This is a genomic window from Streptomyces sp. NPDC003077 (assembly GCF_040611095.1).
Classification (GTDB): domain Bacteria; phylum Actinomycetota; class Actinomycetes; order Streptomycetales; family Streptomycetaceae; genus Streptomyces.
In genome coordinates this window covers 17,256-42,326 of sequence record NZ_JBEXNM010000032.1, presented here as the reverse complement: position 1 = coordinate 42,326, position 25,071 = coordinate 17,256, and the positions used below count along the sequence as shown (strand labels likewise).

Sequence of the window (25,071 nt, the reverse complement as noted above, 5' to 3'; positions counted from 1 at the left end):
AGTAGCCTCGCGCACATGCGAGCGATCACCATTCCCGAACCAGGTGGCCCCGAAGTCCTCGTCTGGACCGAGGTCCCCGATCCGCGGCCGGCCGAGGGCGAGGTCCTGATCGACGTGGTGGCCACCGGCGTCAACCGGGCCGACGTCGTCCAGCGCCAGGGCTTCTACGATCCGCCGCCCGGGGCGTCCCCGTATCCGGGCCTGGAGTGCTCCGGCCGGATCGCCGCCGTGGGCCCCGGCGTGCACGGCTGGTCGGTGGGCGACGAGGTGTGCGCGCTGCTGGCGGGCGGCGGGTACGCGGAGCGGGTCGCGGTGCCGGCGGGCCAGGTCATGCCCGTTCCGGAGGGTGTGGACCTGATCGGGGCCGCGGCGCTGCCCGAGGTCGTATGCACCGTTTGGTCCAATGTGTTTATGGTTGCGCACCTTCGTCCGGGTGAAACCCTGCTGGTGCACGGTGGCTCCAGCGGCATCGGCACGATGGCCATCCAGCTTGCCAAGGCCGTCGGCGCCAAGGTGGCGGTGACGGCGGGCGGCCCCGAGAAGCTGGCCCGCTGCGCCGAACTCGGCGCGGACATCCTCATCGACTACCGCGAGCAGGACTTCGTCACCGAGGTGCGCGAGGCCACCGGCGGCCGGGGCGCGGACGTCATCCTCGACATCATGGGCGCCAAGTACCTGGACCGGAACGTCCAGGCGCTGGCCACCAGCGGACGGCTGGCCATCATCGGCCTCCAGGGCGGCGCGAAGGCCGAGCTGAACATCGGCGCGCTGCTGACCAAGCGGGCCGCGGTCACCGCCACCAGCCTGCGCGCCCGCCCGGTCGAGGAGAAGGCCGCCATCGTCTCGGCCGTACGGGAACACGTCTGGCCCCTGATCGCCAACGGTCAGGTCCGCCCGATCGTCGACCGGACGCTGCCGCTCGCCCAGGCCGCCGAGGGCCACCGGGTGATGGAGGCCAGCACCCACATCGGCAAGGTCATCCTGACGACCGGCTGAGGGCACCTGTCGGCCACGCGCCTCCCAGGCCACGCGCCTCCAGGCCACGCGCCTCCCAGGCCACGCGCCTCCAGGCCACGCGCCTCCAGGCCACGCGCCTCCAGGCCACGCGCCTCCAGGCCACGCGCCTCCAGGCCACGTGCCTCCAGGCCACGTGCCTCCAGGCCACGTGCCTCCAGGCCACGTGCCTCCAGGCCACGTGCCTCCAGGCCACGTGCCTCCAGGCCACGTGCCTCCAGGCACGTGCCTCCAGGCACGTGCCTCCAGGCACGTGCCTACAGGCCACGCGTCCGACTCCCCCGTCCGCCCCGCCCCGGATGCCGCGCCCGGCGCCCCGTGTGACGCTGGGCGGGCAGGCCCCCGGTGGTCCGGTCCGGGAGCCGGAGCAGTGGTACGGGAGGGTCATGGGCATCAGCGCGGGACTCTCTTCGCGCGCCGCGGCGGTGACGATCCTCGCCGCGGCGCTGCTCCCCGTCCCGGCCGCCCTCCCCGCGATGGCCGCCCCGGCGTTGGGCCTTCCCCTGACGCCCGTCCCCGTCATCGCCCCCACGCACGACGCCCCCACGCACGACGAGCACGCGGACGACGGGCACCACGCGAACGACGGGCACCACGCGAACGACGAAGCCGACGGGCACCCCGACACCTCCCTCGCCGGAAACCACGCCGGAGAAGGCCGCCACCACCCCGGCCGCCGCGATCCGTCTCCCCCCTCAGGGGACCCGTCCCCCTCGAACGGGCCGGACGCCCCGACACCCCCCGGACGAGGCCCGCTCTCCCCCGCCCCCGGCCCGTCCGCCCACTCCGGACGCCCCGGACACCCCGACCGTCCCGGCCACCAAGGCCCCCTGGCCGAAGCACCCCCGCCCGCCTCACCCACCCCCGACCCGGGACCTTCGCCCACCCCCACCCCCTCCCTCCCCACGATCCTCGCCGCGCCCCCGCTGCGACCGCCTTCCGTCCCCTTGGCGCCGCGGCCCGGCGCCAGTGCAGGTGCCGGTGCGGCCCGGCCGGCTCCGCGCCCGTATGCGGCGCTGCCGCCGCTGCAAACCTCCGTCGCGCCTTCGCGCGGCCCGACCAGGGAGCACGCGGCGGCGCGCGACACCGGGGCCGTCCGTCCGTACGCGCTCGGGCGCTCCGCCAACCGGGTGCACCGGGTCCTCCCTTTGGGCGCCGGCCTGACCCTCACCGGCCTGGGCCTGGCCTACTTCGGCCTCCGCCTGCGCCGCCGCACCCGGTGAAGCGCCGCCCCGGCCGCACCGCTCGCCAACCCGGGATGACGTGCCCCGCTCGGCCCCTTCGTGCCCCGCGCTCCCACCCGCACGGCCCGTATTGCGTCCCGCCGGAAGGGTGGATCAACTGCGTGCGGGGGCACAACCGTTCCTAGTCAGCTGTACGAGAGAATGGCCCGCATGGATATGCCGATGAACGAACGGTCGCAGGAGAGCCCACACGTCCTGGTGGTAGGCCCGGACGGGATGGCTCTCGGCACCACCGGATCCGGTGGCGGAGACGGTGAGGACGAGTCCCGCGAGGTGCCCGTGACGGACATGGTCGAACAGCCCGCGAAGGTCATGCGCATCGGCAGCATGATCAAGCAGTTGCTGGAGGAAGTGAAGGCCGCCCCGCTGGACGAGGCGAGCCGGGTGCGGCTCAAGGAGATCCACTCCAGCTCGGTCAAGGAGCTGGAGGACGGGCTGGCTCCCGAACTGGTCGAGGAACTGGAACGGCTGTCCCTGCCCTTCACCGACGAGTCGGTGCCCACGGACGCGGAACTGCGCATCGCCCAGGCCCAGTTGGTCGGCTGGCTGGAGGGACTGTTCCACGGCATCCAGACGGCGCTGTTCGCCCAGCAGATGGCCGCCCGCGCCCAGTTGGAGCAGATGCGCCGCGCCCTGCCGCCGGGCGCCGTGCCGACGGAGGAGAGCGACGGGGGCCCTGGCCACGGCGGCGCCCGCTCGGGCCCGTACCTGTAACCCGCGAACACCCGGAGGGGCCCGCCGCGCACCCGCGCGCCGGGCCCTCGCTCGTACCCGTACTCGGCGGAACCGGCACACGACCGCCGGGCGGACGCCCGGGAGACCGTGGGCCGTGGGCCGCGGGCTGACCGGCCCGTGGGCTGACCGGCCTGTTGGGCCGACCGGCCCGTGGGCGGTCTCAGCCGCTCACGGCCTCCGGCCGTTGGACACCGTCAGCTCGATGATGTCGCCGCCCTTCGGGTCGAACGGGTCGACGGCCTCCGGGTACTGCTTGACGACGGCGTTCTTCTCCCACAGCGAGTCCGGTACCTCCTTGACGGTGTAGTTCCAGCCGGCCGCTTCCAGGCACTTCTTCACCGAGCCGAGGTTCTTGCCGAAGAACGACGGCATGTAGACCCTGGTGTCGTCCCGGCGGTACTGATCCGCTTGGGTGCACTTGCTGAGCGGGACCGTGGCCGTCTTGTCCTCGGGCCTGACCGACTCCCCCGGCGACACGGTGTACGTGGTGGTGGGCTTCACGAGCGGCTTGTCGCCGCCGCCCCCGGTGTTGAGGCCGATGACGAGCGCGATGGCGGTGACGACGATCACGCCCACCACGGCGCAGGCGACGATGACCGAGGTGTTGCTCTTCCCGCTCCCCGACCGGCCGCCGGGCGGCCCCCCGACCGGCCCGCCGACCGGCCCGCCGACTGGCGCGCCGACCGGCACCGTCGGGATCGGGGCGGGCGCGGGCGCCGGGGGCGGGGTCGTGTAGGGCGGCGGCGTCCGGTACCCGTTGCCGAACGGCGCGGGCGCGGGTCCGGGAGTCGGCGTGGAGGGCGGGAACGGGCCGTTGGCGGGCGGCGGCGTGGCCGGCCCGGCCGCCGGGCCCGGCCCGAACGACGGGGCCGCCTGCGTGGGCTGGTAGGGCGTCTGCACGTTCGGCGGCGGCGGGGTCCGCGGCGCGGCGCCCTGCGCGGAGGGGAACACCGCCGAGGACACCGAAGCGCCGCTGGTGCGCGCCCGCGGCCCCTCGCTGATGATCAGCGGGGTGCTGCCGGACGACGCGGAGCCCGCGACCCGCAGGCACTCGTCCCGCATGGCCTCGGCGGTCGGGAACCGTTCGTTGGGGTTCTTCTTCAGCGCGCGGGCCACCAGGGCGTCCACGGCCGGTGGCAGCGAGCGGTTGATGCTGGAGGGGACCGGCGGCTCCTCCTGCACGTGCGCGTACGCGATGGCCAGCGGGGAGTCCGCGTCGAAGGGGAGCTGCCCGGTCAGCAGCTCGAAGAGCAGGATGCCGACGGAGTACAGGTCGGAGCGGGCGTCCACGCCGCGGCCGAGCGCCTGCTCGGGGGAGAGGTACTGCGGGGTGCCGACCACCATGCCGGTCTGCGTCATGGACGTGACGCCGGACTGCATGGCCCGCGCGATGCCGAAGTCCATGACCTTCACCACGTCGCGCTTGGCGGCGATCATCACGTTGCCGGGCTTGATGTCGCGGTGGACCAGCCCCATCTCGTGGCTGACCTCCAGCGCCGCCAGCACATCGCCGGCGATCTTCAGCGCCTTCTGCGCCGGCATCGCGCCGTGCTCGGCGATGTCGGCGTCCAGCACGGAGCGCAGCGGCTGGCCGGAGACGTACTCCATGACGATGTACGGCACCATCGCGCCGTCGAGCTCGTCCTCGCCGGAGTCGAAGACCGAGACGATGTTGGTGTGCGCGAGCTTGGCCACCGACTGGGCCTCGCGCCGGAACCGCTCGCGGAAGGCGGGCTCCCGACCCAGCTCGGTGTGCAGCGTCTTCACCGCGACCTCGCGGTCCAGCACGGTGTCGTACGCGAGGTGCACCGAGGCCATGCCGCCGGCGCCGAGGAGGTCACGGAGCTGGTAGCGCCCGTGGCCGACCGAACGGCCCTCGTGGTGTTGCTGAGCGCCGTCCTGGCTCATCGTTCCGCTTCCCCCTTGAGGCGCGCCGCGGCGCGCTGTGCCCCGTACTCGGTGGAGACCTGTCGTGATCAGTATCCGATGGCGGGCCGGAGCGATCCGACGGAGGTCCGATACGGATCGGCTCCCGGACCGTCCCGGGCCCGTTCCCGGGTCGCTTCCGGGCCGTTCCCGTGCCGCTTCCGGACCGTGCCCGGCCCCCTCCCGGCTCGGTCTCGGCTCGATCCCAGACCGTTCTCCGGGCCGGTTTTCCGATCAGTAACCGATCAGTGTCCGAATTTCCTGGCCAAGTCTGCCCCAGGGCAGTGACACGTCAAGCCGGATGCCCGTTCCGTGACCAGATGTGCAAGATCCCGTCACGGGCTCGGCACAATCTCTCGGCACAATGAGGCGCCGGGGCCGCGCCACCGGGCGCCGCCCCTGCCCCCCGTGCGCTCCGTCACCCCTCACAGGCGACACTTGCGACACTCGGTACGGGAAGGCCCGACGGCCGGTCCATCAGGGACCAGAGGCCATCGCAGAGCCTGTAGCGTGCTCTAGCGAAGACCGAGACCTTACCGCTGCAATGCGGAACTGATTCGACGGCGAGGACCGATGGCACCGACGCAGAGCCCCCAGGGCCCGTCCGATCCTGACGCCGCGGGGGGCTCCAACGTCCCGGACGCACCGGAGATGTGGGGCAACGGCGGACTGGTCGGGGACGGCCGCTACCGGCTCACGCACCGGCTCGGCCGCGGCGGCATGGCCGAGGTGTTCGCCGCCGAGGACGTGCGCCTGGGCCGGACGGTCGCCGTGAAGCTGCTGCGCGCGGACCTGGCGGAGGACCCGGTGTCCAAGGCCCGCTTCACGCGTGAGGCCCAGTCCGTCGCGGGCCTGAACCACCACGCGGTGGTCGCGGTGTACGACTCCGGCGAGGACCTCGTCGGCCACCAGACCGTGCCCTACATCGTCATGGAGCTGGTCGAGGGCCGCACCATCCGCGACCTGCTGCTCAACGCGGACGCGCCGCCGCCCGAGCAGGCCCTGATCATCGTCTCCGGCGTCCTGGAGGCGCTGGCCTACAGCCACCAGCACGGCATCGTCCACCGCGACATCAAGCCCGCCAACGTCATCATCACCAACAACGGCGCCGTGAAGGTGATGGACTTCGGCATCGCCCGCGCGCTGCACGGCGCGGCCTCCACGATGACGCAGACCGGCATGGTCATGGGCACGCCCCAGTACCTCTCCCCCGAGCAGGCGCTCGGCAAGACCGTCGACACCCGCTCCGACCTGTACGCCACCGGCTGCCTGCTGTACGAACTGCTCGCGCTGCGCCCCCCGTTCACCGGCGAGACGCCGCTGTCGGTCGTCTACCAGCACGTCCAGGACATGCCGATCCCGCCGTCCGAGGTCGCCCAGGGCGTGCCGCCGGAGCTGGACGGCCTGGTGATGCGGGCGCTCGCCAAGGACCCCGACGACCGGTTCCAGACCGCCGAGGAGATGCGCGGCCTGGTCCAGTACGCCCTCCAGATGCTGCACGAGCAGGGCGCCCACACCGGCACCTGGGACACCGGCCCGGTCGCCGCCCACGAGCGCGGCCACTCCCCGGCCATGGGCATGGCCGCCACCACCGCGCTGCCGCACCCGGACCACGGCCAGACCGCCGCGCAGCCGATACTGCCGCCCGGCATGGGCGCCGGTGACGGCGGCTTCGACGGCGGGCCGCGCCCGGGCAAGGGCGGCGGCGGACGCGGCCGGATCTGGCTGTTCGCGGCGCTCGCGGTGATCGCGATCGTGGTGGGCGCGGCGGTCGCGTTCAACCAGCTCGGCTCGGACAAGGAGCAGAAGCAGCCGGAGAAGACCAAGGCGCCCACCGCGACGGCGGAGGAGAAGACCACCGAGCCGCCCACGGAGTCGCCGTCCGCGTCGACGGAGACCCAGCCGGGCGGGAACACGGGCAACGACGGCTCGGGGACGTACACCCACCGCCCGTCGTACACCTACCGCCCGTCGCCGCGCTGGACGAACCCGACGACGACACCGCCGACGGAGCCGACGGGGGAGCCGACGGCGCCGACGGGGCAGCCGACGGCGCCGACGGGCCAGCCGACGACGGATCCGACGACGGACCCGGGGGGTGACAAGCCGCCGACGGGTGGGAACACGGGCGGGAACACCGGTGGGGACGGTGGCCAGGGTGGCACCGGCACCGTCGCCGGTACCGAGGGAGGCTGACCGGAAGGGTTTTGACGGGCGGTCCGGCTCGCGGGTTCGCGGGCGGGCCGCCCGTTGGCGTTTCCGGGGCCCGTGTGTCCGGGTGCGGGATCGTTTTCGGGTGCCGGTGAACGCCGGGGGCGTTGTCCTCAATCGCCGGACGGGCTTGATATCGACGGCCGACCGCCCGACAGCCGGATGTCGCGGCCGACCGCCCGACAGCCGGATGTCGCGGCCCACCGCCCGGCAGCCGGATAGCGCGGCCGACCGCCTGGCAGCCAAGTGCCGCGGCCGACCGCCCTGAAACCGGACCGGACGGCCCACCGCCCGGCAGCCAAGTGCCGTGGCTGACCGCGTGTGACCGAATGCGACGACCGACCGCCCCGAGGCCCTCGCCCCCTCCCCACCCGCCCCCCTCACCCCGTGAACGCCTCCCGCACCGCCTCGTACTCGCGGGTCCACCAGACGACGAGGGCGGCGGCGGCCGGGAACTGGGGGTCGGCGCGGCGGTCGCCTCGGCGGTAGCGCCAGGTGAGCATCCAGAAGTCGTTCAGGCGCTCCCACCAGACCCGGTGGACCGCCGCCGCCAGCTCGGCCGCCCCGGCGCGGGCGGCGCGGCGGTAGGCGGCGGCGTACGCGCGGACCTTCGGGAGGTCCAGCGTCCCCGAGGGCCGGACGAAGAAGATCGCGGCGGCGCGGACCGCCTCCTCCGCGCGGGGCTGGACGCCCAGCCGGTCCCAGTCGACGATCGCGGCCGGCTCGGCGCCCCGGTAGAGGAGGTTGAGCGGGTGGAAGTCCCCGTGCACCCAGCCGGTGACGGGTTCGGCGGTGGCGGCCGGGCGGAGGTGGGCGGTGCGTTCGAGGAGGCCGCGGCGTTCCAGGAGGCGGTGTTCGGCGAGCTCGTCGAAGCTGGTGCGCGGACGGGCGGCGCGGGCCAGGGCGAGCAGTTCCTCGATGACGGTGAAGGTGCGGGCCGGGTCCGCGCAGGCGTGCTCGTAGGGCGGGCCGGGCGCCTCCGGATCGGCCGCTATCACCTGCTCCAGCGCGACGTGGACGAGCCCGAGGAGCGCCCCCAGCCGCCGCGACTGGGCGCGGGTGAGCGCGGCCCCGTCGCGGTGCCGGCCCTCGACCCAGGGGTGCAGCGCGTAGCAGCGCCCGCCGATGACCGCGACCGTCTGCCCGTCGGCGTCGGCCAGCGGCGGCGCGACCGGCAGGCCGAGGGCGCCGAGCCGCAGCGTGGCGCGGTGCTGGCGGACGATGGCGGCGCGGTCCCCGTCGAGATGGTGCTTGAGGAAGAACCGGCCGCGGGTGGTGGCGAGGCGGTAGCCGTGGTTGAGGAGCCCCTCGGCGACCGGCTCGCACGTCAGCGGCTCCCCGGCGTGCTCGTAACGGCGCAGCAGTGAACCGAGGGAGCGGCCGTCGGGCGGCGTCTCCCGTACGCGTACGGCGGATGAGCCAGGCACCCGCCAGATGTTAGATGACGACGGTCACACAGAGTGCGCGTATCGGAACACAGGGGCATCGTGCAGGCGATGCACCTTGACGAGCAGCGGCTCGACGCTCAAGTGCACCGCGTCGTACGGCTCCCCGTCCGCCAGTCGCGGGGCCGGGCCGAACCGGGCCAGCTCGGCGGGGCCGGGGTCGGCCAGCCGGGCGGTGCCGGTGCACTGCACCGACCAGGTGTCGGCGCCGGCCTCGTGCACGTTGTCGGCCTCGTACGCGACGACGCTGCCGTCCAGTGCCGGGTGGTACCCGTGCCCGCGGTGCAGGCGCAGCAGCAGCCGTCCGTCCACGACCAGGTGCCGGGTGACGGTGGTGAAGGGCAGCGCCCGCTGGCTGGCCGAGACCCGGCCGTAGGCGGTGCGGCTGAGCAGGTCCAGGGCGCGGCAGCGGTGATCGTCGGGGGCCATGGGAGTACCTTCTCCCGGCCCGCGGGAGCGAAGTAGGGGCGCCCGCCCCACGGGGACGGGACGTTGGTCCCGAATGCGGCGGTACGGGGCGGGTACAGGGCCACCGGCCGACATATGGGCCGACACGGGGGCCGATGTCGCCGACGGCAGAGTCACCGGCCGAGCCGCCCCCGTGCCTCCTCCACTGCAGCCACGAGCTTGGCTGCAGTGTCATTGGAGCGGTAGGGGATCGACAGGCTGTTGCGGTCGTCCTGGGGCGGACGGCCGCCCAGCACCAGCCCTTTCTTCTCGGGCGCGGCGAGCGCCCCGGGCAGCAGAAACTGCACATAGCCGTGGAACAGCCGCGTGGCAGGCTTGAACGTGGTGCCGGAGACATCCCGCACGCTGATCCGGTGCTCCACCGGCCGCTCCCCGAATGCCTTCTTCACGATGGTGATCCATCCGTCGTCGAAGTGGATCGATCCCTGTACACCTCGCACCTCCATGCCTGCCCCCACGCGCGTTCGAGTTGACCTGGTGGCACATGGCAGCACAGTTCCGCATGGAAAAGAAGGGATACGGGAAGCTTCTGCGTTCTCCGACGGCCGAGGTGGAGACGCTGCGCCGAGCCAAGGTCATCGAGTGGGTGGCGATCAGCCTCGGTCCGTCGGTGACGCGGCCCGGGACCTTGTGTGAGAGCGCCTGCCACATCGCCTGAGTGGCGCGTCGTATGGGGGGTGCCGAGAGCGGTGTGCCCACTAGGTGCCTCGACGCCGCCGACTCGGAAGCCCTGCGGGCCATCCAGGGTCCGCAAGCCCCACCCTCACCCCAACCCGACATCAGGTCATTTCACCCCCACTCCGGCGGAATCCCCTCCCCCACTTCCCGCACGACTCTTGCATTCCCAAGAATTCCGTGGTTACAGAAAGGGCTCTTCGGTTCTTCCGAGAAGCGAAGAACCGAAGAGCCCAAGAGTCCGGGAGTCCAAGAGGCCGAGAGGTGATCCGAGGGGAAGTCCTAGGAAGACCTAAGAGTTCCTCGGAAGCCCGGGTAAGTCCTCTCTTCATCACGCGCACCGCCGTCCCCTCTCAGCGCCTTTCCGCCTTCAGGCGGGCGACATACGCCGCCGCCTGCGAGCGCCGTTCCATGCCGAGCTTGGACAGCAAACTGGAGACGTAATTCTTGATGGTCTTTTCCGCGAGGTGCAGGCGGGCGCCGATGGCGCGGTTGGTCAGGCCCTCGCCGATGAGGTCCAGGATCCTGCGCTCCTGGTCGGTGAGCTGGGCGAGCCGGTCGTCGCCGCGGCTGCCGCCGGCCCGCAGCCGCTCCAGCACGCGGGCGGTGGCCACCGGGTCGAGCAGGGACTTTCCGGCGGCGACGTCGCGCACGGCGGAGAGCAGTTCGTTGCCGCGGATGGCCTTGAGGACGTACCCGGACGCACCCGCCATGATCGCGTCGAAAAGGGCCTCGTCGTCCGCGAACGAGGTGAGCATCAGGCATTTGATGTTCTCGTCCCGCGAACGGATCTCGCGGCACACCTCCACGCCGCTGCCGTCCGGCAGCCGGACGTCCAGCACGGCCACGTCGGGGCGCGTCGCGGGGATCCTGACCAGCGCGTCCGCCGCCGTACCGGCCTCGCCGACCACCTCGATGTCCGATTCGACCGTCAACATTTCGTGGACGCCCCGCCGGACGACTTCATGGTCATCCAGCAGGAAAACAGTGATTTTTCCGTCTACGGGCACCTTCCCAGTCTCACATACGAAGTCTTCCCGTGCTCCAGGTAACCGATATAACGTGCCGTTGTCCCGGCGGCCTGCAACGCTGTGACCAGGAGTTGTTCCCACTCTCGCGATTTACTTGGAAATCCAAGCAAAATCGCAGGTCAGGGCCGTTTCCACTTAGGCTCCGGCAGTGGGTATCTTGCGAAGAGCGGGCCACTGTTCCGGGACGCTTTGTTCCACCCGGATCCGGACGCGTTCGCACCCACCCCGTGCGCCGAATCGGAATCGGGTGAGCCGCATTGCGGCCACCGGCGGACCCCGGGGGCCGGACAGACGGAGGAGCAACACGTGACCGTGGAGAGCACTGCCGCGCGGAAAACCGCCCGCACGGGAGGCAAGCGCGCCGCCGCGAAGAAGACCTCGTCGGCGAAGACCGCGAAGACCGCCAAGGCCTCAGCCGACGAGCAGCACCAGCCCGTCCAGCTGCTGACCCCCGAGGGCAAGCGGGTCGAGCACCCCGAGTACACCATCGACCTGACCGCCGAGGAACTGCGCGGCCTCTACCGCGACATGGTGCTGACCCGCCGGTTCGACGGCGAGGCGGTGACCCTCCAGCGCCAGGGCGAGCTGGGCCTGTGGCCCTCGCTGCTCGGCCAGGAGGCGGCCCAGATCGGCTCCGGCCGGGCCACCCGCCCCGACGACTACGTCTTCCCCACCTACCGCGAGCACGGCGTGGCCTGGTGTCGCGGCGTGGACCCGACCACGCTGCTGGGCATGTTCCGCGGCGTGAACAACGGCGGCTGGGACCCGCACGAGAACAACTTCCACCTCTACACGATCGTCATCGGCTCGCAGGCGCTGCACGCCGCCGGGTACGCGATGGGCATCGCCAAGGACGGCGCGGACTCCGCCGTCATCGCCTACTTCGGTGACGGCGCCACCAGCCAGGGCGACGTCGCCGAGGCGTTCACCTTCGCCGCCGTCTACAACGCGCCGGTGATCTTCTTCTGCCAGAACAACCAGTGGGCCATCTCCGAGCCCACCGAGCGGCAGAGCCGCGTCCCGCTCTACCAGCGCGCCCAGGGCTACGGCTTCCCCGGCGTCCGGGTGGACGGCAACGACGTGCTGGCCTGCCTCGCCGTCACCCGCGCCGCCCTGGAGCGGGCCCGCAACGGCGAGGGCCCGATGTTCATCGAGGCGTTCACCTACCGCATGGGCGCGCACACCACCTCCGACGACCCCACCCGCTACCGCCGGGACGAGGAGCGCCAGGCGTGGGAGGCCCGGGACCCGATCTCGCGGCTGCGCACCTACCTGGAGGCGGAGAAGCTGGCGGACGCCGACTTCTTCGCGGCCGTGGACGAGGAGAGCGAGGCGCTGGGGCAGCGCACCCGAGACGTCATCCGGTCGATGAAGGACCCCGACCCGCTGTCGATCTTCGACAACATCTACGCCGACGGGCACGCGCTCGTCGACGAGGAGCGCGCGCAGTTCGCGGCGTACCAGGCTTCGTTCGCCGAGGAGGGCAACTGATCATGGCCGTCACCAAGATGCCTCTCTCCAAGGCGATCACCGCCTCGCTCCGCACGGCCATGGAGGCCGACCCCAAGGTCGTCGTCATGGGCGAGGACGTCGGCAAGCTCGGCGGCGTCTTCCGCGTCACCGACGGGCTCCAGAAGGACTTCGGCGAGGAGCGCGTGATCGACACGCCGCTCGCCGAGTCCGGCATCATCGGCACCGCCATCGGCCTGGCCCTGCGCGGCTACCGCCCGGTCGCCGAGATCCAGTTCGACGGCTTCGTCTTCCCGGCCTACGACCAGATCGTCACCCAGCTCGCCAAGATGCACGCCCGGGCGCTGGGCAAGGTCAAACTGCCCGTCGTCATCCGCATCCCCTACGGCGGCGGCATCGGCGCCGTCGAGCACCACTCCGAGTCCCCCGAGGCGCTGTTCGCGCACGTCGCGGGCCTCAAATGCGTCTCCCCGGCGAACGCCTCGGACGCGTACTGGATGCTCCAGCAGGCCATCCAGAGCGACGACCCGGTGCTCTTCTTCGAGCCCAAGCGCCGCTACTGGGACAAGGGCGAGGTGGACACCCAGGCCATCCCCGCCCCGCTGCACAAGGCCCAGGTCGTACGCGAGGGCGGCGACCTGACGCTGGCGGCGTACGGCCCGATGGTGAAGGTGTGCCTGGACGCCGCCGCGGCGGCGTCCGAGGAGGGCCGCTCCCTGGAGGTCGTGGACCTGCGCTCCATCTCGCCCATCGACTTCGACACCGTCCAGGCCTCCGCCGAGAAGACCGGCCGGCTGGTCGTCGTCCACGAGGCCCCGGTGTTCTTCGGCGCGGGCGCGGAGATCGCGGCGCGGATCACCGAGCGCAGCTTCTACCACCTGGAGGCGCCCGTACTGCGCGTCGGCGGGTTCCACTCGCCCTACCCGCCGTCCCGCGTCGAGGAGGAGTACCTCCCCGGACTGGACCGGGTGCTCGACGCCGTCGACCGCGCGCTCGCGTACTGAGGCCTGAGGAGATTCGTGACCATGACTGCGAACACCGCCGAGCGCTTCCGCGAGTTCAAGATGCCCGACGTGGGCGAGGGGCTCACCGAGGCCGAGATCCTCAAGTGGTACGTCCAGGCGGGCGACACCGTCACCGACGGCCAGGTCGTCTGCGAGGTGGAGACCGCCAAGGCCGCCGTGGAGCTGCCGATCCCCTTCAACGGGCAGGTCGCCGAGATCCGCTTCGAGGAGGGTGCCACGGTCGACGTGGGCACCGCGATCATCACGGTGGACACCACGCCGGGCGCGGGCCCGGCCGAGCCGGCCGCCGCCCCCGCTCCCGAGGCCGCCCCGGCTCCGGCCGCGGACGCGCCCGCCGAGGAGAAGCCCGAGGGCCGTCAGGCCGTCCTCGTCGGCTACGGCGTCGCCCAGTCCTCCACCAAGCGCCGCGCCCGCAAGGGCCAGGCCGCCCCGGAGGCCACGCCCGCGGCGGCGGCCATTCAGGCCGAGATGAACGGCCACGCGGCCCCGGTGGCCGCGCCACCAGCCCCCGCCGCCCCCGGCGCCCGGCCGCTGGCCAAGCCACCCGTCCGCAAGCTCGCCAAGGACCTCGGCATCGACCTGGCCGGCGTCACCCCCACCGGCCCGGACGGCATCATCACCCGCGAGGACGTGCACGCCGCGGCGGCCCCCGCCCCGGCGGCGGCCCCGGTCGCCGAGCCCGTCACCGCCCCCGCTCCCGCGCCTGCGGCCCCGGTCCTGGGCGAGACCCGCATCCCCATCAAGGGCGTCCGCAAGGCCACCGCCCAGGCCATGGTGAACTCGGCGTTCACCGCGCCGCACGTCACGGAGTTCGTCACCGTCGACGTGACCCGCACCATGAAGCTCGTCCAGGAGCTCAAGCAGGACCCGGACATGGCCGGCCTGCGCGTCAACCCGCTCCTGATCGTCGCCAAGGCGCTGCTCCTGGCCATCCGCCGCAACCCGGACGTCAACGCGTCCTGGGACGAGGCCAACCAGGAGATCGTCCGCAAGGACTACGTGAACCTGGGCATCGCCGCCGCCACCCCGCGCGGCCTGATCGTCCCGAACATCAAGAACGCCCAGGCCAAGACCCTCCCGGAACTGGCCACCGCCCTCGGCGACCTGGTCGCCACCGCCCGCGAGGGCAAGACCTCCCCGGCCGACATGTCCGGCGGCACGGTGACCATCACCAACATCGGCGTCTTCGGCATCGACACCGGCACCCCGATCCTCAACCCGGGCGAGTCCGCCATCCTCGCCTTCGGCGCCATCAAGCTCCAGCCCTGGATCCACAAGGGCAAGGTCAAGCCCCGCCACGTCACCACCCTGGCGCTCTCCTTCGACCACCGCCTGATCGACGGCGAACTGGGCTCCCGCCTCCTCGCCGACATCGCGGCGGTGCTGGAGCAGCCGAAGAGGTTGATGACCTGGGGGTAGGGCTGTTCGTCCGGTGGCCTGGGCGGAACGTTCAGGCACGCCGGGTGTAGGGGCTGGGGCCTGGCGGCTTGTGCCGCCGGGCCTCCGGCTTTCGCGGTGCGGGTGGGCTCAGCCCGGGTCGCGTACGCCAGTGCATCGATGCTCTTGTGCGCACTCCCGTGCTTCCCTGCGCTGGAGGAAGAACCAGAGTGCCGATCTAATCACCTGTCAGGGACAGCCGCCTCCGGTCACACTGCGTGGTAGATCCTTAACGCACTGGAGGCATCGCCATGTCAAGCGAGCAGACCGTGGCCCCGTGGGGGCTGTCCCGGATGAGGCCGTACCCCCGGTCGGTGGTCGTGCCCACCACATTGGAGCTGGACGCGGAACGGCAAATCGCGGTGTACCGGGGACCGGACGGGCGGCTGGTGCCGGTACTGGACAAGCACAAGGCATCCGAGACCTCGAACGAGACGGACGTCACGACCAGCGGGGACGGGCAAGACTGGGACCAGGGCTCGGATCAGGAAGGGGACAGTGATTGACCCCACCGGTCCTGGTGATCACCCGGCTCCGTGACGCGACGGCCGATGTCGTGGTGGAGGAGTTGAACCGGCGCGCGGTCCCAGTCGTCCGCTTGGACCCGGGCGACTTTCCGGCAGAGGTTGCTTTGGGTGCTCACCTGGACGAGACCGGACTTGTCGGCAGCGTCCGCACCGCCACTCGGGAAGTCGATCTCGCAGCGGTGCGGGCTGTGTACTGGCGCCGACCGCGCGCGTACGCGGCTCCCTCCGCCGCCATGGCCGGGCAGGACGCGCGCTGGTGCGTCGAACAGGCCCGGTACGGGTTGGGCGGCGTTCTGGCCGCGCTGCCTGGCGCTCACTACGTCAACCATCCCTGGCGGAACCGGGACGCCGAGTACAAGCCGGCGCAACTCGCCACCGCCGCCCGGTGCGGGCTGCGCCTTCCGCCCACGCTCGTCACCAACGACCCCGAGCACGCCCGCACCTTCGCCGAGGCACACGATTCGGTGATCTACAAGCCTCTCTTCCACACCGATTACGTCAGCGTGGACGACCGCATGCTCACCGTTTGGGTGGAAGAAGCCGCCCCCACCGACCTGGACGAGGGGGTCGGGCACACTGCGCACCTGTTTCAGCGCCGCGTGCCCGCGGTCACCGACCTGCGTCTGACGGCCGTGGGTCAGCGGCTGTTCACCGTGCGCATCGAGGGCGCTCCGGGGCTGGACTGGCGTCGGCACTACGAGTCCCTGCGCTATACCCTCATCGACACCCCGCCGGACCTGGCCAAGGGAGTACGCGCCTATCTGGACGCCTTCGGGCTGGTCTTCGGAGCGTTCGACTTCGGGGTGGACGCGGACGGCCGGGCCTGGCTGTACGAATGCAATCCGAACGGCCAGTGGGCGTGGTTCCCGCCCGCCATCACCGGGCAGATCGCCGAAGCCCTGGCCGACGAGCTCCAGTACGCGGGAGATCCGCCATGACGACCGACACCACCACTGCCAGAGAGATCGGCTCCGCCGCCCGGCGGGAACTGGCCGACCGCATCACCAACCCCCACGAACCCGTCGACCCGGCCTGGCGCGCCGCAGTGGCCGCCGTCCCCCGCGAACTCTTCATCGACGACGCCTACTTCCGCCACGACGCCACCGGATACGGCTACACCCCCGTACGCCGCGACGAGCTGAATCCGGAGGACTGGCTGCGCACCGTCCACTCCGACCGCACCTTGGTCACGCAGGTGGACGGCCACCACGCCGCCGACGCCACCGGCCCGGTCCAGGGCGTTCCCACCTCCTCCTCCACCCAGCCCTCCCTGGTCGTGCGGATGCTCCAGACCGTGCGTATCAAGCCCGGCGACCGGGTCCTGGAGATCGGCACCGGCACCGGCTACTCCACCGCCCTGCTGTGCCACCGCCTGGGCCAGGAGAACGTCACCAGCGTCGAGTACGACCCGGCCGTGGCCGCTCGCGCGGCCCGCCACCTGACCGCCGCCGGATATCCGGCGCCACACCTGGCCACCGGCGACGGCCTGCGCGGGCACCCGGCCGACGCCGAGTACGACGCGGTGGTGGCCACCTGCGCCATCCGCTCCCTGCCCCCGTCCTGGCTGTTCCAGCTCCGCGACGGCGGCACGATCACCGCCACCCTCGGCGGCTGGCTGGGCGCCTTCGCCCTGCTCCACCTCACCGTGGACGACACCGGCACCGCGCACGGGCGCCTGGTCGACGTCGGCGAATCCATCTCCTACATGTCCGCCCGCCCCCACCAGCCTCCGCCCCACCCCACCTTCCACCGCCACCCCGGCCACACGCGCCCTGCCGACATCGGTCCCGATCTCCTCAAAGAGCCCGTCGGCCACCTCGTCGCCCAGCTCGGCGCACCGTCCGCCGTACTGATGCGCTGCTCCGATGGCACGGTGATCCTGTGGGACGTGGCCACCGGCTCACAGGCGTGGCTCGAACCCGACGGCTCCGGCTGGACGGTGCACGAGGACGGCCCCCTGCGCCTGTGGAGCCAGGTCGAGGAGGCGTGGGCCCGCTGGCTCGGAGCCGGGAAACCCGATCACACGGGCTTCGGGGTGACGGCGACCACCGAGCGTCAGGTGGTGTGGTTGGGCAGCCCGGACGGTCCGCACTGGGACCTCCCGTGCTGATGGCCGTCGATCGCGTCCACTGAGAACGAAAACGCGGCCACGGAGAACGGAAGCGCCGCCACGGGGAACGACACGGAGAACGGAAAAGGGCCCGGAGCCGGGAAGATCCCCGGCCCCAGGCCCTCACGATTGCTCCTCGGGTGTCAGCCCCGGATGACCTGCACCGCGCGGCTGATGTGCCCCATCGGCCCGTTCGGCGCGCCGTCCTCCCCGCGCGCCATGCCGCGCGTCACCGCCGTGCCCGCCCAGAGCCCGGCCACGATCAGGGCGACCACCACGGCCTTGCGTACGCGCCGGCCGGCGTTCGTCCTGGTCTCCATCTCTTCTCCCCTACGTATGACACGGAAGCCGCGACGGCTTCTCGATCTCCATTACGCCATGCGTCCCAGGGGTCCCGCGTCAGCGTCAGGTACTCACTCATGTCCCTCTCAGGTCGTACACAGACTGCGCCGGAAGTATGGGACGTATAAGAACTTGCCTGGTCACAGAACAACTGCCTACCGTCATCCCATGCGCAACGAGATGACCATCCGCCGCTACCGGCCCACCGACGAAGCGGCCGTGGTCGATCTCTGGTCCCGGGCCTCCAAGGAGGCCCACCCCTTCATCGACGGCGAGGGCGAAGGCGACCGCCTCCGGAAGCTCCGCGAGATCTACCTCGTCCAGGCCGAGAACTGGGTCGCCGAGGAGTCCGGCACCGTCGTCGGCCTGCTCGGCCTGCTGGGCTCCGAGATAGGCGGCCTCTTCGTCGCCCCCGAGGCCCAGGGCCGCGGTACCGGCCGCGCCCTGATCGAGCACGCCGCGGCCCTGCACGGCGCCCTCACCCTCGACGTGTACGAGCGCAACGCCCGCTCCCGCCGCTTCTACGAGCTGATGGGCTTCACCGAGCGCGACCGGCACCCCGACGAGGACACCGGCCACATCGTGATCACCCTCGAACGCGCCGCGCCGCTGAAGTCCGTGAGCTGGCTCCATGTGCGCCACGGCCGCCTGCTGAGCGTCCGCACCCACGGCAAGGACACGTTCTACCTTCCCGGCGGCAAGTACGAGCCCGGCGAGACGGCGGCCGAAGCCCTCTCCCGCGAACTCGCCGAGGAACTGGGCCTGACCATCCCCGCCACCTCCCTCACCGAGGCGTTCACCATCCACGACGTCGCCCACGGCCAGAACGGCCGCCGCCTCCACATGACCTGCTTCACCGGCGGCCCCCAGAACATCACCCCGCGCCCGGGCCGCGAGATCGCCGAATACGCCTGGTTCGACCGCGAACAGTCCCTGACGCGCTGCGCCCCGGCCCACGCCCAGGTCGTGGAACGGCTCATCGCGGCGGGGCGGATGGCGGGCTGAGGGACGGGGGCGAGGGGGCGGCCGAGGACGTGGTCTCCGGCTGCGGGGGACTGATGTCCTCCTCCGGCCCCAGGTCCCATTCCGCCCACACCGTCTTCCCGACGGTCCGCTCCTCGATGCCCCACCGATTCGCGAGCTGCCCGACGAGCACCAGCCCGTAACCCGACGTGCCGACGCACCCGGCGGGCCGCTGCCGGGGCAGCCGTTCCCCGCGCGGATCACTGACCTCGATCCGCAGCGTCCGCCCCCGCGCGCAGATCCGTACGCGGAACAACCGCCCGCGCAGGCACCCGTGCAGCAACGCGTTGGACGCCAACTCCGACGCCACGAGCCCCACATCCCCGGCCCGCTCCGCCATCCCCCACTCCGCGACCAGCCGTGCCACTCTCCGCCGGGCCAGGGTCACGCTGCGGGCGGTGGGGGTGTAGTCGAGCGTGTCTTCCCGGATGAGTTGGGGAACGGCCATGGCTCATCGCCTCCACTGAGGGTGCCGAATGGGCTCGCTGAGCGAGCGGTTGACCACGTACCGTAGTGACTCGATCACGCGGGCAGCAAGTGGTTCGGGCAGAAAAATTTCTGCGAACTGAGTTGTGTGCCGATCTCTCTCCGTCGCAGACTGAGGCAACTGCCAGCAGGGGAGGCGCGTGATGGCGGGCAACCGGCCGGATCGGGGAACGTCAGTGTCAACGGTGCTCGGACGCCGGTTGGGCGGTGAACTGCTGCGCATGCGCGAGGCACGCGGGCTGCGCCAGGCGGCTGCTGCCGAGGCGCTGACTGCCTCCGTGCCCAAAGTTGCCAAAATAGAGCGCGGATTGGTCCCGGTGAGAGACCCGGATGTGCGTGCGCTGTGCCACCTGTACGAGGTGACGGATCCGGATACGGTCGCTGGTCTCCTGCATATGGCCAAACTCGATCGCGAGCGACGTAAAGCCAAGGGCTGGTGGAAACAGTATCCAGAGAAGGCGGATATTGCTGAGTACATCGGCATGGAAGATGTTGCTGTCAGGGTCAGGTCGTGGCAGTTGAGCCTTGTGCCCGGCCTGCTGCAGACGCCTGATTACACAGCAGCCCTAGGCGGGGGGCAGGCGATCGGAATGGATGCTGACCTCATTAAGCAGTCGGTTGAGATCAAGCAGAACCGGCAGGCGAGGCTCAGCGGGGACAAGCCGTTGTCGCTTTGGGCGGTTGTGTGGGAGCCCGCCCTTCGTCAGCAGGTCGGGGGCTGTGCCGTCATGAGTGAACAACTCAGGCACTTGCTGGAGATGGCTGACAAGCCCAACGTACGGCTCCAAGTACTACCCCTCAGCGCTGGCGCATTTCCGGGCATGCCCGGTGCCTTCAGCATCGTCTCTTTCGCGGAGAGTGATGCCATCGATGTGGTGTACGCCGACAGCACATCTGGCACGGTTTGGCTGGAAAGTGAGGCGCAAGCCGCTTTGCACGGCGAGCTCTTCGACGGAACAGTGCACCTGGCTCTTTCCGAGCGTTCGAGCGTCGACCTTATTCACCGGATTCGTGAGGAAACCTGAAGCGTGTATCCACTGAGCTTCGTTAAGTCGAGTTACAGCAGCGCCGAGCTCGAATGTATAGAAGTTGCTGTGAACGTACCGGGCCTTGTAGCCGTTCGAGATTCCAAGGATGTTCATGGGCCAATACTTCATTTTGGGGTGGCGGCATGGGAATCCTTCCGATCTGCCGTGACGAGCGGGAGCCTCCAAGGAGGACAAGCTCGCGGTTGAAGCGCGGGCCAGCCGTGCACGCGGGAGACCGAGGGACACACGTGGACCCCTACACCCGACTCGTCAACGAACTCCACGCCGCCGGAACGATTGATGACCGCTGGCACGAGGTGTTCCTGTCCACGCCCCGGGCCGGGTTCGTTCCGGAGGTGGTGTGGGTGCGCGAAAGCGGCGGATACCGCAAAGTTGACCGGCATCGAGCCCCGCGCAAGTGGGAGCGGCTGGTCAACTCACGTGCCGTCCTGGTGACGCAACTCGACGACGGGAAGCCCGACGGCACCGGCGTCCCCACCTCCTCGTCCTCCATGCCGGCCGCCGTCGCCGAGATGCTGCGAGCCGCCGACCTGCGGCCGGGGCTGAACGTGCTGGAGGAAGGAACGGGAGGGGAGCACGGCCAACCGCAGAACGTCGGTCAGTGGGACGGCGCGTGGATACGCGGTGAGCTGGCCGATCGGACTGTCCCCGCACGCGCGGGGCCGACGCACCGGACACGCAGAACGGGCTAACGAGGGTGGGATCATCCCCGCACGCGCGGGGCCGACCGGCACACATCGCAGTAGTCATCCTTGGAGAGGGGATCATCCCCGCACGCGCAGGGCCGACGGCCGCGCCGCCACGGAGGCACACATGCGGACCGGATCATCCCCGCACGCGCGGGGCCGACCGGCCCGCGCTCGGGCTGTACGCGGCAGTCGACGGATCATCCCCGCACGCGCGGGGCCGACTTGGCGAGAACGCCGTTGAGGCGCGCGGCAGCCGGATCATCCCCGCACGCGCGGGGCCGACGTGGCTAGTCTCCGGCTGATGACCTACGACGACGGATCATCCCCGCACGCGCGGGGCCGACGCAGCGTCAGCACCTCGCCCCGCCGGGAGCGTGGGATCATCCCCGCACGCGCGGGGCCGACGCGCTCGGTGGCGTCGCCGTCAGCGTCTACGGAGGATCATCCCCGCACGCGCGGGGCCGACACCGGCCCGGCCCCCATCCTGGCGACCCTGACCGGATCATCCCCGCACGCGCGGGGCCGACCCGAGCCAGCCGTCCCTCAACTCGTTGCCGAGCGGATCATCCCCGCACGCGCGGGGCCGACCGGCACCGAGAAGGCCGGTCCGGCGTGGCCGCCGGATCATCCCCGCACGCGCGGGGCCGACGGCCCCGCCGGCGCCCTGGCGAGCAGCGTCGGGGGATCATCCCCGCACGCGCGGGGCCGACATGTTGAAGCCGTTCAGGTAACAACGCTGGGGCGGATCATCCCCGCACGCGCGGGGCCGACGCTTCCCGACCTGGGCGTTTCTCCCGGCACCTCCCGTTCCCCAATCAGTTCGATTCGCGTTCGATCGGCCGACGCGAGGTCCCCGTGGGCAAGCCGATCGGCGTTCGGGTGATCGTCCCGGCCGGTTATCGGTGGCCGGGCGCAAGGTGCTCAACAAGCGTACGTGCAAGTGGAGCATATATAAGCGAGGGGTTGTGACGGGCAACGCGGCACCCAGTGGCGATGCAGGGCTGGACGTCACCGCGGGCATTGCGGCTCTGTGGGGTAACCGAGGAGAAGGGCCGGTGGTACGAAGAACCTGCTCCTGTCGCACCTTCTCGGTACGGCAGCGGTAACCGAGGCCTTATGGGATGGGTTCCTCGCGCCCTCCATGAGGCGCACCCTCAACAAGGCGGCCGGCGGGGCGGACAACGGCCGACGCCTGTTGGCCTGGCTCTGCGGAATGCAACTGCGGCAAGGCGACACCCGGGTTTCAGCGCCTGTAGCCGGCGTGAACGATGTCGCTGGTCCGCGCCGTCAGAACGTGGTGATCACGAAGCCGAGTGAGGTCAGGCCCTCGGCCTGGCAGAGCCGGTCGGAGGCTCTGGGGGTTTCGGTTTGGAGGAGTTGGTAGTCGGCGCCGTGGGTGACGCCCCAGGCCATGGCGGCTCGCCACAGGGTGCGGCCGTGTCCGTACCCCCTGTGCTCGGGCAACACGGCGAAGTACTGCGGCAACAGCGCGGCTCAGGTCCCGGCCGATTTGGGCCGATACCTGAACGGGGATGCCCAGATGGTGGTCAGTAGGGGTTGTGGCCTTCCGACTACGGCGGGCCATCCGACCACGGAATCCCGAGCGCCTTCAGTTCCGCAAGGCGTCCCGTGATCGAGGCGGAGAAGTGACGCCAGTCCAGCAGCTCGGCAGGTTCCTTCGGGCCGGGGTCCTGCTCGGAGGACGTGATGTAGCACGCCGCGTTGTAGAGCCGTTCGTCCACGAGCCGTTGGCAGAAGATCGCGAAGCGGTCCTGGTAAGAGGTGCCCTGCCAGATGGCCTCCGGGGCGAAAGCCGAATGGTTGGCGAGGCGTACGGGACTCCGGGATTTCTCGTGGTCCTCCATGATGAAGAAGTACCCGAGCCACGGTCGGGAGCCGGGGAAGAGCTCGGCGAGAGCGGCGCGCCGCAGGTCCACCGCGCTTCCGAGGGCCTCCTCGACCCTGTTGTTGTAGTTGTTGCCGAAGGAGGGGCCGCCGAGGGCCTTCAGCTCGAATGCGGCGACCAGGTGCCCTTCATGGGCGACCACTATGTCCCACTTCTTCAAGGGGCGGTAATAGCCGGGGAGCTCTAAGCCCTGGTCGACGCGGATGGATTCCTTCGGGTATCCGGCGTCGAGGAAGAACTTGGCGATCAACCCGGCGATCGGGTCGAAATGCTTTCCGCCGCGTACTGTGCCCGCGGTTCCGGTGCTGACCGCATCCCTGATGGCCGACAGGTCGTTCTGTGTTCTCTTCTTCCCCCAGTATTGGGCAACGGCGTCTTCGAAATCTTGGCGGGTGACCGTCAAGTTTTCTTCCTCCTAGTCGGGGAGTTCGGTGAGTCCGTATACCCGTAGGGCGGCCTGTGTGGCCGCTTCTACGTCACGATTGCGGAAGGCCCGGGAAAGGGCTTCGGCGTCTTCGGGAGTGATTTGCGCCGGGTCCGGAACGCGGATGCGGCGCAGGTACTGGGCCTGGAAACGCAGCGTACCGCCGCGCATCTTGACCGCGTAGGCCTCGACGAAAGCCTGGGCGACCTTGGACAGCAGCAGGCCGCCCAGTACCGACAAGTCCCAGGTGTCCGACACGATGTAGTAGAGGTTGTGATGCGGGTACAGGTTGCCCTCGTCCAGTACCGGGTGAATCGACAACTTCATGTCGGGGAATAGCAGTTTGGGCGTGCGGAGCAAGGCGTGGTCGACTTTGTCAATGGTCTTGTACCAACGCGTCGGCTGCTTCGTCGCCACGTACCGCTTTTTGAGAACGCTGCCGTGTTTCCGCAGGTACGCGGACATGCGGGGGTAGTGCGCCAGGTCCACCAGGTCGCCTTGGGCCGACCAGGGATTGACGAGGTAGGTGCCGCTCCAGTCGATGTGGCCGCTGACGGTGTCGCGCACCATGGCCATGGGGAGCAGCCGGTCCGGCTCGACCAGCTCGGCGTCGTCGGTGAGGAAGACCTTGTCGGCTCCGGTCGCGACGCCGATGCCGACCCGGGTGCGGCTGCTCGGGTTTTCCAGCTGACCGAATCGTTCACCGAGGTCTTCCAGGAGCGCGAGGCGCGCCGGTGATGCCGCGGGCCAGGAATCACCGCCGGAGAACCAGTGCGGCAGGCGGGCTGCCTGATAGGCGGCCTCTTCCGCTCCCGTTTCGTCATTCCGGTGGACCCAGCTGAGGAAATCGCCGGCCGCGGACGCGTCGAAGGCGCGTGTCGTATCCGCGACGACCGCGCCTCCCTGTGCCTTTTTACTGATGACGGTCACGGCCGGGTAGGCGGAGACCTGTTCGTGGAAGGCGTCCACGTCGTGCATCGTCAGGACGAGGTCCATGCTGTAACGGTCGGAAATCAGCTGTCGTAGTCTCCGGCCGTATTGGTTGCGCATCCACCGGTCGGCGCAGATGAACCCGAGCCGCCCGCCGGGGCGCAGACCGCGCAAGGCCGTCTCGTAAAAACCGATATACAGATCGGCCCGGCCGCCCATCGTGACGCACGCATCGCGATAAGCGGCCATGCGGTCGTCGGGGACGTCCTCTATGCGTACGTACGGCGGATTGCCGACGACGAAGTCGGCCGGATTGTCGTCACGGTATCCCTGGAGGAGGTAGTCGCCTTTACGAACCCAGGTGTGCAGGACGGCTTCGATGGCCGTTTCTTTCCAGCCCTGCCGCGACAATTCCTCACGCAGTGCGTCGCGGGCGTCGAGGACGTGACGGTTCAGGAGATCGAATCCCCGGATCGCGTTGATGGCGTCGGTGAGCGGGCGGCCGTGGGCCCGGCAGGAAAGCCCGAGCCGCCGGGCGACGGGCACGAGGAACGCTCCCGCGCCGCACGCCGGCTCGACGAGCCGCAAGGCGGCGAGATCGCGATCGGGGGTGTACCCGACGAGATCGAGGATGAGCTCGACCACCCACTCGCGCGTGAACACCTCGCCGTGCTCCACGGCCTCTTCCAGAGAGCCGGGAACCGTGAGGTCGTCGGTGCCGAAGAGCGCGAGGGTTGCCACGGGGAAACCCTAACGGCAGGGGGTGTCAATGGGGTTGCCGCTCGCTGTTCGCGGTCGTGTGGTGACGGAAAGCCGTCGGTTGTACGCGTAAGTCCGGTGTCCGTGTAAGTCCGGCTGCTGTCATGGGGACGCGCACCGGACACCGCTACCCACGCATCCCTCT

The 25,071-nt window shown here is 70.6% G+C and carries 24 protein-coding genes, 1 pseudogene and 1 CRISPR repeat array; of the genes and pseudogenes, 15 read left to right on the top strand and 10 right to left on the bottom strand.

The genetic code is table 11. From position 1 onward, the window contains the following. The first annotated feature begins 15 nt into the window (after positions 1-15). From ABZX96_RS21485 to ABZX96_RS21475, 3 genes are all read left to right on the top strand, one after another. Positions 16-996, top strand: coding sequence for an NAD(P)H-quinone oxidoreductase (locus ABZX96_RS21485; protein WP_355546729.1), 981 nt, complete (start codon positions 16-18; stop codon positions 994-996). A gap of 404 nt (positions 997-1,400) precedes the next feature. Beyond that, entirely contained in the window at positions 1,401-2,237 is an 837-nt protein-coding gene (locus ABZX96_RS21480; RefSeq protein WP_355546727.1) for a hypothetical protein, read from the top strand. Between the two features lie 171 nt (positions 2,238-2,408). After that, positions 2,409-2,972, top strand: a complete 564-nt coding sequence (locus ABZX96_RS21475; protein ID WP_355546725.1) for a bacterial proteasome activator family protein — start codon at positions 2,409-2,411, stop codon at positions 2,970-2,972. A gap of 189 nt (positions 2,973-3,161) precedes the next feature. Here ABZX96_RS21475 and ABZX96_RS21470 read toward each other — a convergent pair whose 3' ends face one another. Next, positions 3,162-4,901 (bottom strand): protein kinase, encoded by a 1,740-nt coding sequence (locus tag ABZX96_RS21470; RefSeq protein WP_355546723.1) that lies wholly within the window; start codon positions 4,899-4,901, stop codon positions 3,162-3,164. A 591-nt stretch (positions 4,902-5,492) separates the two neighbouring features. Between ABZX96_RS21470 and ABZX96_RS21465 the strand changes: the two genes are divergently transcribed. Further along, positions 5,493-7,115 (top strand): protein kinase, encoded by a 1,623-nt coding sequence (locus ABZX96_RS21465; protein ID WP_355546721.1) that lies wholly within the window; start codon positions 5,493-5,495, stop codon positions 7,113-7,115. Between the two features lie 395 nt (positions 7,116-7,510). Here the strand turns inward: ABZX96_RS21465 and ABZX96_RS21460 are convergent, their stop codons facing one another. The 3 genes from ABZX96_RS21460 to ABZX96_RS21450 all read right to left on the bottom strand — a co-directional run bounded on the left by ABZX96_RS21460 (position 7,511) and on the right by ABZX96_RS21450 (position 9,489). Further along, positions 7,511-8,557 carry a phosphotransferase gene (locus tag ABZX96_RS21460; RefSeq protein ID WP_355546719.1) on the bottom strand — a complete coding sequence of 349 codons (1,047 nt, stop codon included), beginning with the start codon at positions 8,555-8,557 and terminating at the stop codon, positions 7,511-7,513. Between the two features lie 24 nt (positions 8,558-8,581). After that, on the bottom strand, positions 8,582-9,004 hold the full coding sequence (locus ABZX96_RS21455; protein WP_355546717.1) for a pyridoxamine 5'-phosphate oxidase family protein: 423 nt from the start codon (positions 9,002-9,004) through the stop codon (positions 8,582-8,584). Positions 9,005-9,156: 152 nt separating this feature from the next. Beyond that, positions 9,157-9,489 carry a DUF4429 domain-containing protein gene (locus ABZX96_RS21450; protein ID WP_355546715.1) on the bottom strand — a complete coding sequence of 111 codons (333 nt, stop codon included), beginning with the start codon at positions 9,487-9,489 and terminating at the stop codon, positions 9,157-9,159. A gap of 38 nt (positions 9,490-9,527) precedes the next feature. On the opposite strand from ABZX96_RS21450, the gene ABZX96_RS21445 reads away from it, so the two are divergent. Further along, positions 9,528-9,701, top strand: coding sequence for a hypothetical protein (locus ABZX96_RS21445; protein WP_355546713.1), 174 nt, complete (start codon positions 9,528-9,530; stop codon positions 9,699-9,701). A 370-nt stretch (positions 9,702-10,071) separates the two neighbouring features. Here ABZX96_RS21445 and ABZX96_RS21440 read toward each other — a convergent pair whose 3' ends face one another. Further along, positions 10,072-10,728, bottom strand: a complete 657-nt coding sequence (locus tag ABZX96_RS21440) for a response regulator transcription factor (RefSeq protein WP_355546711.1) — start codon at positions 10,726-10,728, stop codon at positions 10,072-10,074. Positions 10,729-11,055: 327 nt separating this feature from the next. Between ABZX96_RS21440 and pdhA the strand changes: the two genes are divergently transcribed. The 6 genes from pdhA to tgmC all read left to right on the top strand — a co-directional run bounded on the left by pdhA (position 11,056) and on the right by tgmC (position 17,318). Further along, the gene (gene pdhA, locus ABZX96_RS21435) at positions 11,056-12,240 is read left to right on the top strand and encodes a pyruvate dehydrogenase (acetyl-transferring) E1 component subunit alpha (protein ID WP_355546709.1); all 1,185 of its coding nucleotides are present in this window, start codon (positions 11,056-11,058) and stop codon (positions 12,238-12,240) included. Between the two features lie 2 nt (positions 12,241-12,242). After that, the gene (locus tag ABZX96_RS21430) at positions 12,243-13,223 is read left to right on the top strand and encodes an alpha-ketoacid dehydrogenase subunit beta (RefSeq protein WP_355546707.1); all 981 of its coding nucleotides are present in this window, start codon (positions 12,243-12,245) and stop codon (positions 13,221-13,223) included. 21 nt (positions 13,224-13,244) lie between these two features. Continuing rightward, complete coding sequence (locus tag ABZX96_RS21425) at positions 13,245-14,663, top strand: dihydrolipoamide acetyltransferase family protein (protein WP_355546705.1); 1,419 nt, start codon at positions 13,245-13,247, stop codon at positions 14,661-14,663. A 269-nt stretch (positions 14,664-14,932) separates the two neighbouring features. Next, the gene (gene tgmA, locus ABZX96_RS21420) at positions 14,933-15,187 is read left to right on the top strand and encodes a putative ATP-grasp-modified RiPP (RefSeq protein WP_355546703.1); all 255 of its coding nucleotides are present in this window, start codon (positions 14,933-14,935) and stop codon (positions 15,185-15,187) included. Further along, positions 15,184-16,146, top strand: a complete 963-nt coding sequence (tgmB, locus tag ABZX96_RS21415) for an ATP-grasp ribosomal peptide maturase (RefSeq protein WP_355546701.1) — start codon at positions 15,184-15,186, stop codon at positions 16,144-16,146. Before tgmA ends, tgmB begins: the two co-directional genes overlap by 4 nt. Then, positions 16,143-17,318, top strand: coding sequence for an ATP-grasp peptide maturase system methyltransferase (gene tgmC / locus ABZX96_RS21410; RefSeq protein ID WP_355546699.1), 1,176 nt, complete (start codon positions 16,143-16,145; stop codon positions 17,316-17,318). The genes tgmB and tgmC overlap by 4 nt, the downstream gene beginning before the upstream one ends. Positions 17,319-17,461: 143 nt before the next feature. Here tgmC and ABZX96_RS21405 read toward each other — a convergent pair whose 3' ends face one another. Then, the gene (locus ABZX96_RS21405) at positions 17,462-17,638 is read right to left on the bottom strand and encodes a hypothetical protein (protein WP_355546697.1); all 177 of its coding nucleotides are present in this window, start codon (positions 17,636-17,638) and stop codon (positions 17,462-17,464) included. A gap of 190 nt (positions 17,639-17,828) precedes the next feature. Here ABZX96_RS21405 and ABZX96_RS21400 point away from each other — a divergent pair, with 190 nt between their 5' ends. Then, the gene (locus ABZX96_RS21400; protein ID WP_355546695.1) at positions 17,829-18,665 is read left to right on the top strand and encodes a GNAT family N-acetyltransferase; all 837 of its coding nucleotides are present in this window, start codon (positions 17,829-17,831) and stop codon (positions 18,663-18,665) included. On the opposite strand, the gene ABZX96_RS21395 is transcribed toward ABZX96_RS21400, so the two are convergent. Then, positions 18,637-19,131, bottom strand: a complete 495-nt coding sequence (locus ABZX96_RS21395; protein WP_355546693.1) for an ATP-binding protein — start codon at positions 19,129-19,131, stop codon at positions 18,637-18,639. The two genes, ABZX96_RS21400 and ABZX96_RS21395, sit on opposite strands and share 29 nt — an antisense overlap. A 214-nt stretch (positions 19,132-19,345) precedes the next feature. Between ABZX96_RS21395 and ABZX96_RS21390 the strand changes: the two genes are divergently transcribed. From ABZX96_RS21390 to ABZX96_RS21380, 3 genes are all read left to right on the top strand, one after another. After that, complete coding sequence (locus ABZX96_RS21390; RefSeq protein WP_355546691.1) at positions 19,346-20,194, top strand: helix-turn-helix transcriptional regulator; 849 nt, start codon at positions 19,346-19,348, stop codon at positions 20,192-20,194. Positions 20,195-20,197: 3 nt separating this feature from the next. After that, complete coding sequence (locus ABZX96_RS21385; protein WP_355546689.1) at positions 20,198-20,404, top strand: DUF397 domain-containing protein; 207 nt, start codon at positions 20,198-20,200, stop codon at positions 20,402-20,404. A 453-nt stretch (positions 20,405-20,857) separates the two neighbouring features. Then, positions 20,858-21,678: a CRISPR direct-repeat array (repeat unit 28 nt; unit sequence GGATCATCCCCGCACGCGCGGGGCCGAC). Positions 21,679-21,976: 298 nt separating this feature from the next. Then, entirely contained in the window at positions 21,977-22,291 is a 315-nt protein-coding gene (locus tag ABZX96_RS21380; RefSeq protein WP_355546804.1) for an HD domain-containing protein, read from the top strand. Here the strand turns inward: ABZX96_RS21380 and ABZX96_RS21375 are convergent. From ABZX96_RS21375 to ABZX96_RS21365, 3 genes and pseudogenes are all read right to left on the bottom strand, one after another. Beyond that, positions 22,195-22,395 (bottom strand): annotated as a pseudogene (locus ABZX96_RS21375) (GNAT family N-acetyltransferase); the annotation flags it as partial. The gene ABZX96_RS21380 and the pseudogene ABZX96_RS21375 sit on opposite strands and share 97 nt — an antisense overlap. 83 nt (positions 22,396-22,478) lie before the next feature. Further along, the gene (locus ABZX96_RS21370) at positions 22,479-23,216 is read right to left on the bottom strand and encodes a PaeR7I family type II restriction endonuclease (protein WP_355546688.1); all 738 of its coding nucleotides are present in this window, start codon (positions 23,214-23,216) and stop codon (positions 22,479-22,481) included. A gap of 12 nt (positions 23,217-23,228) precedes the next feature. Further along, positions 23,229-24,908, bottom strand: coding sequence for an Eco57I restriction-modification methylase domain-containing protein (locus ABZX96_RS21365; RefSeq protein ID WP_355546686.1), 1,680 nt, complete (start codon positions 24,906-24,908; stop codon positions 23,229-23,231). Positions 24,909-25,071: the final 163 nt, after the last annotated feature.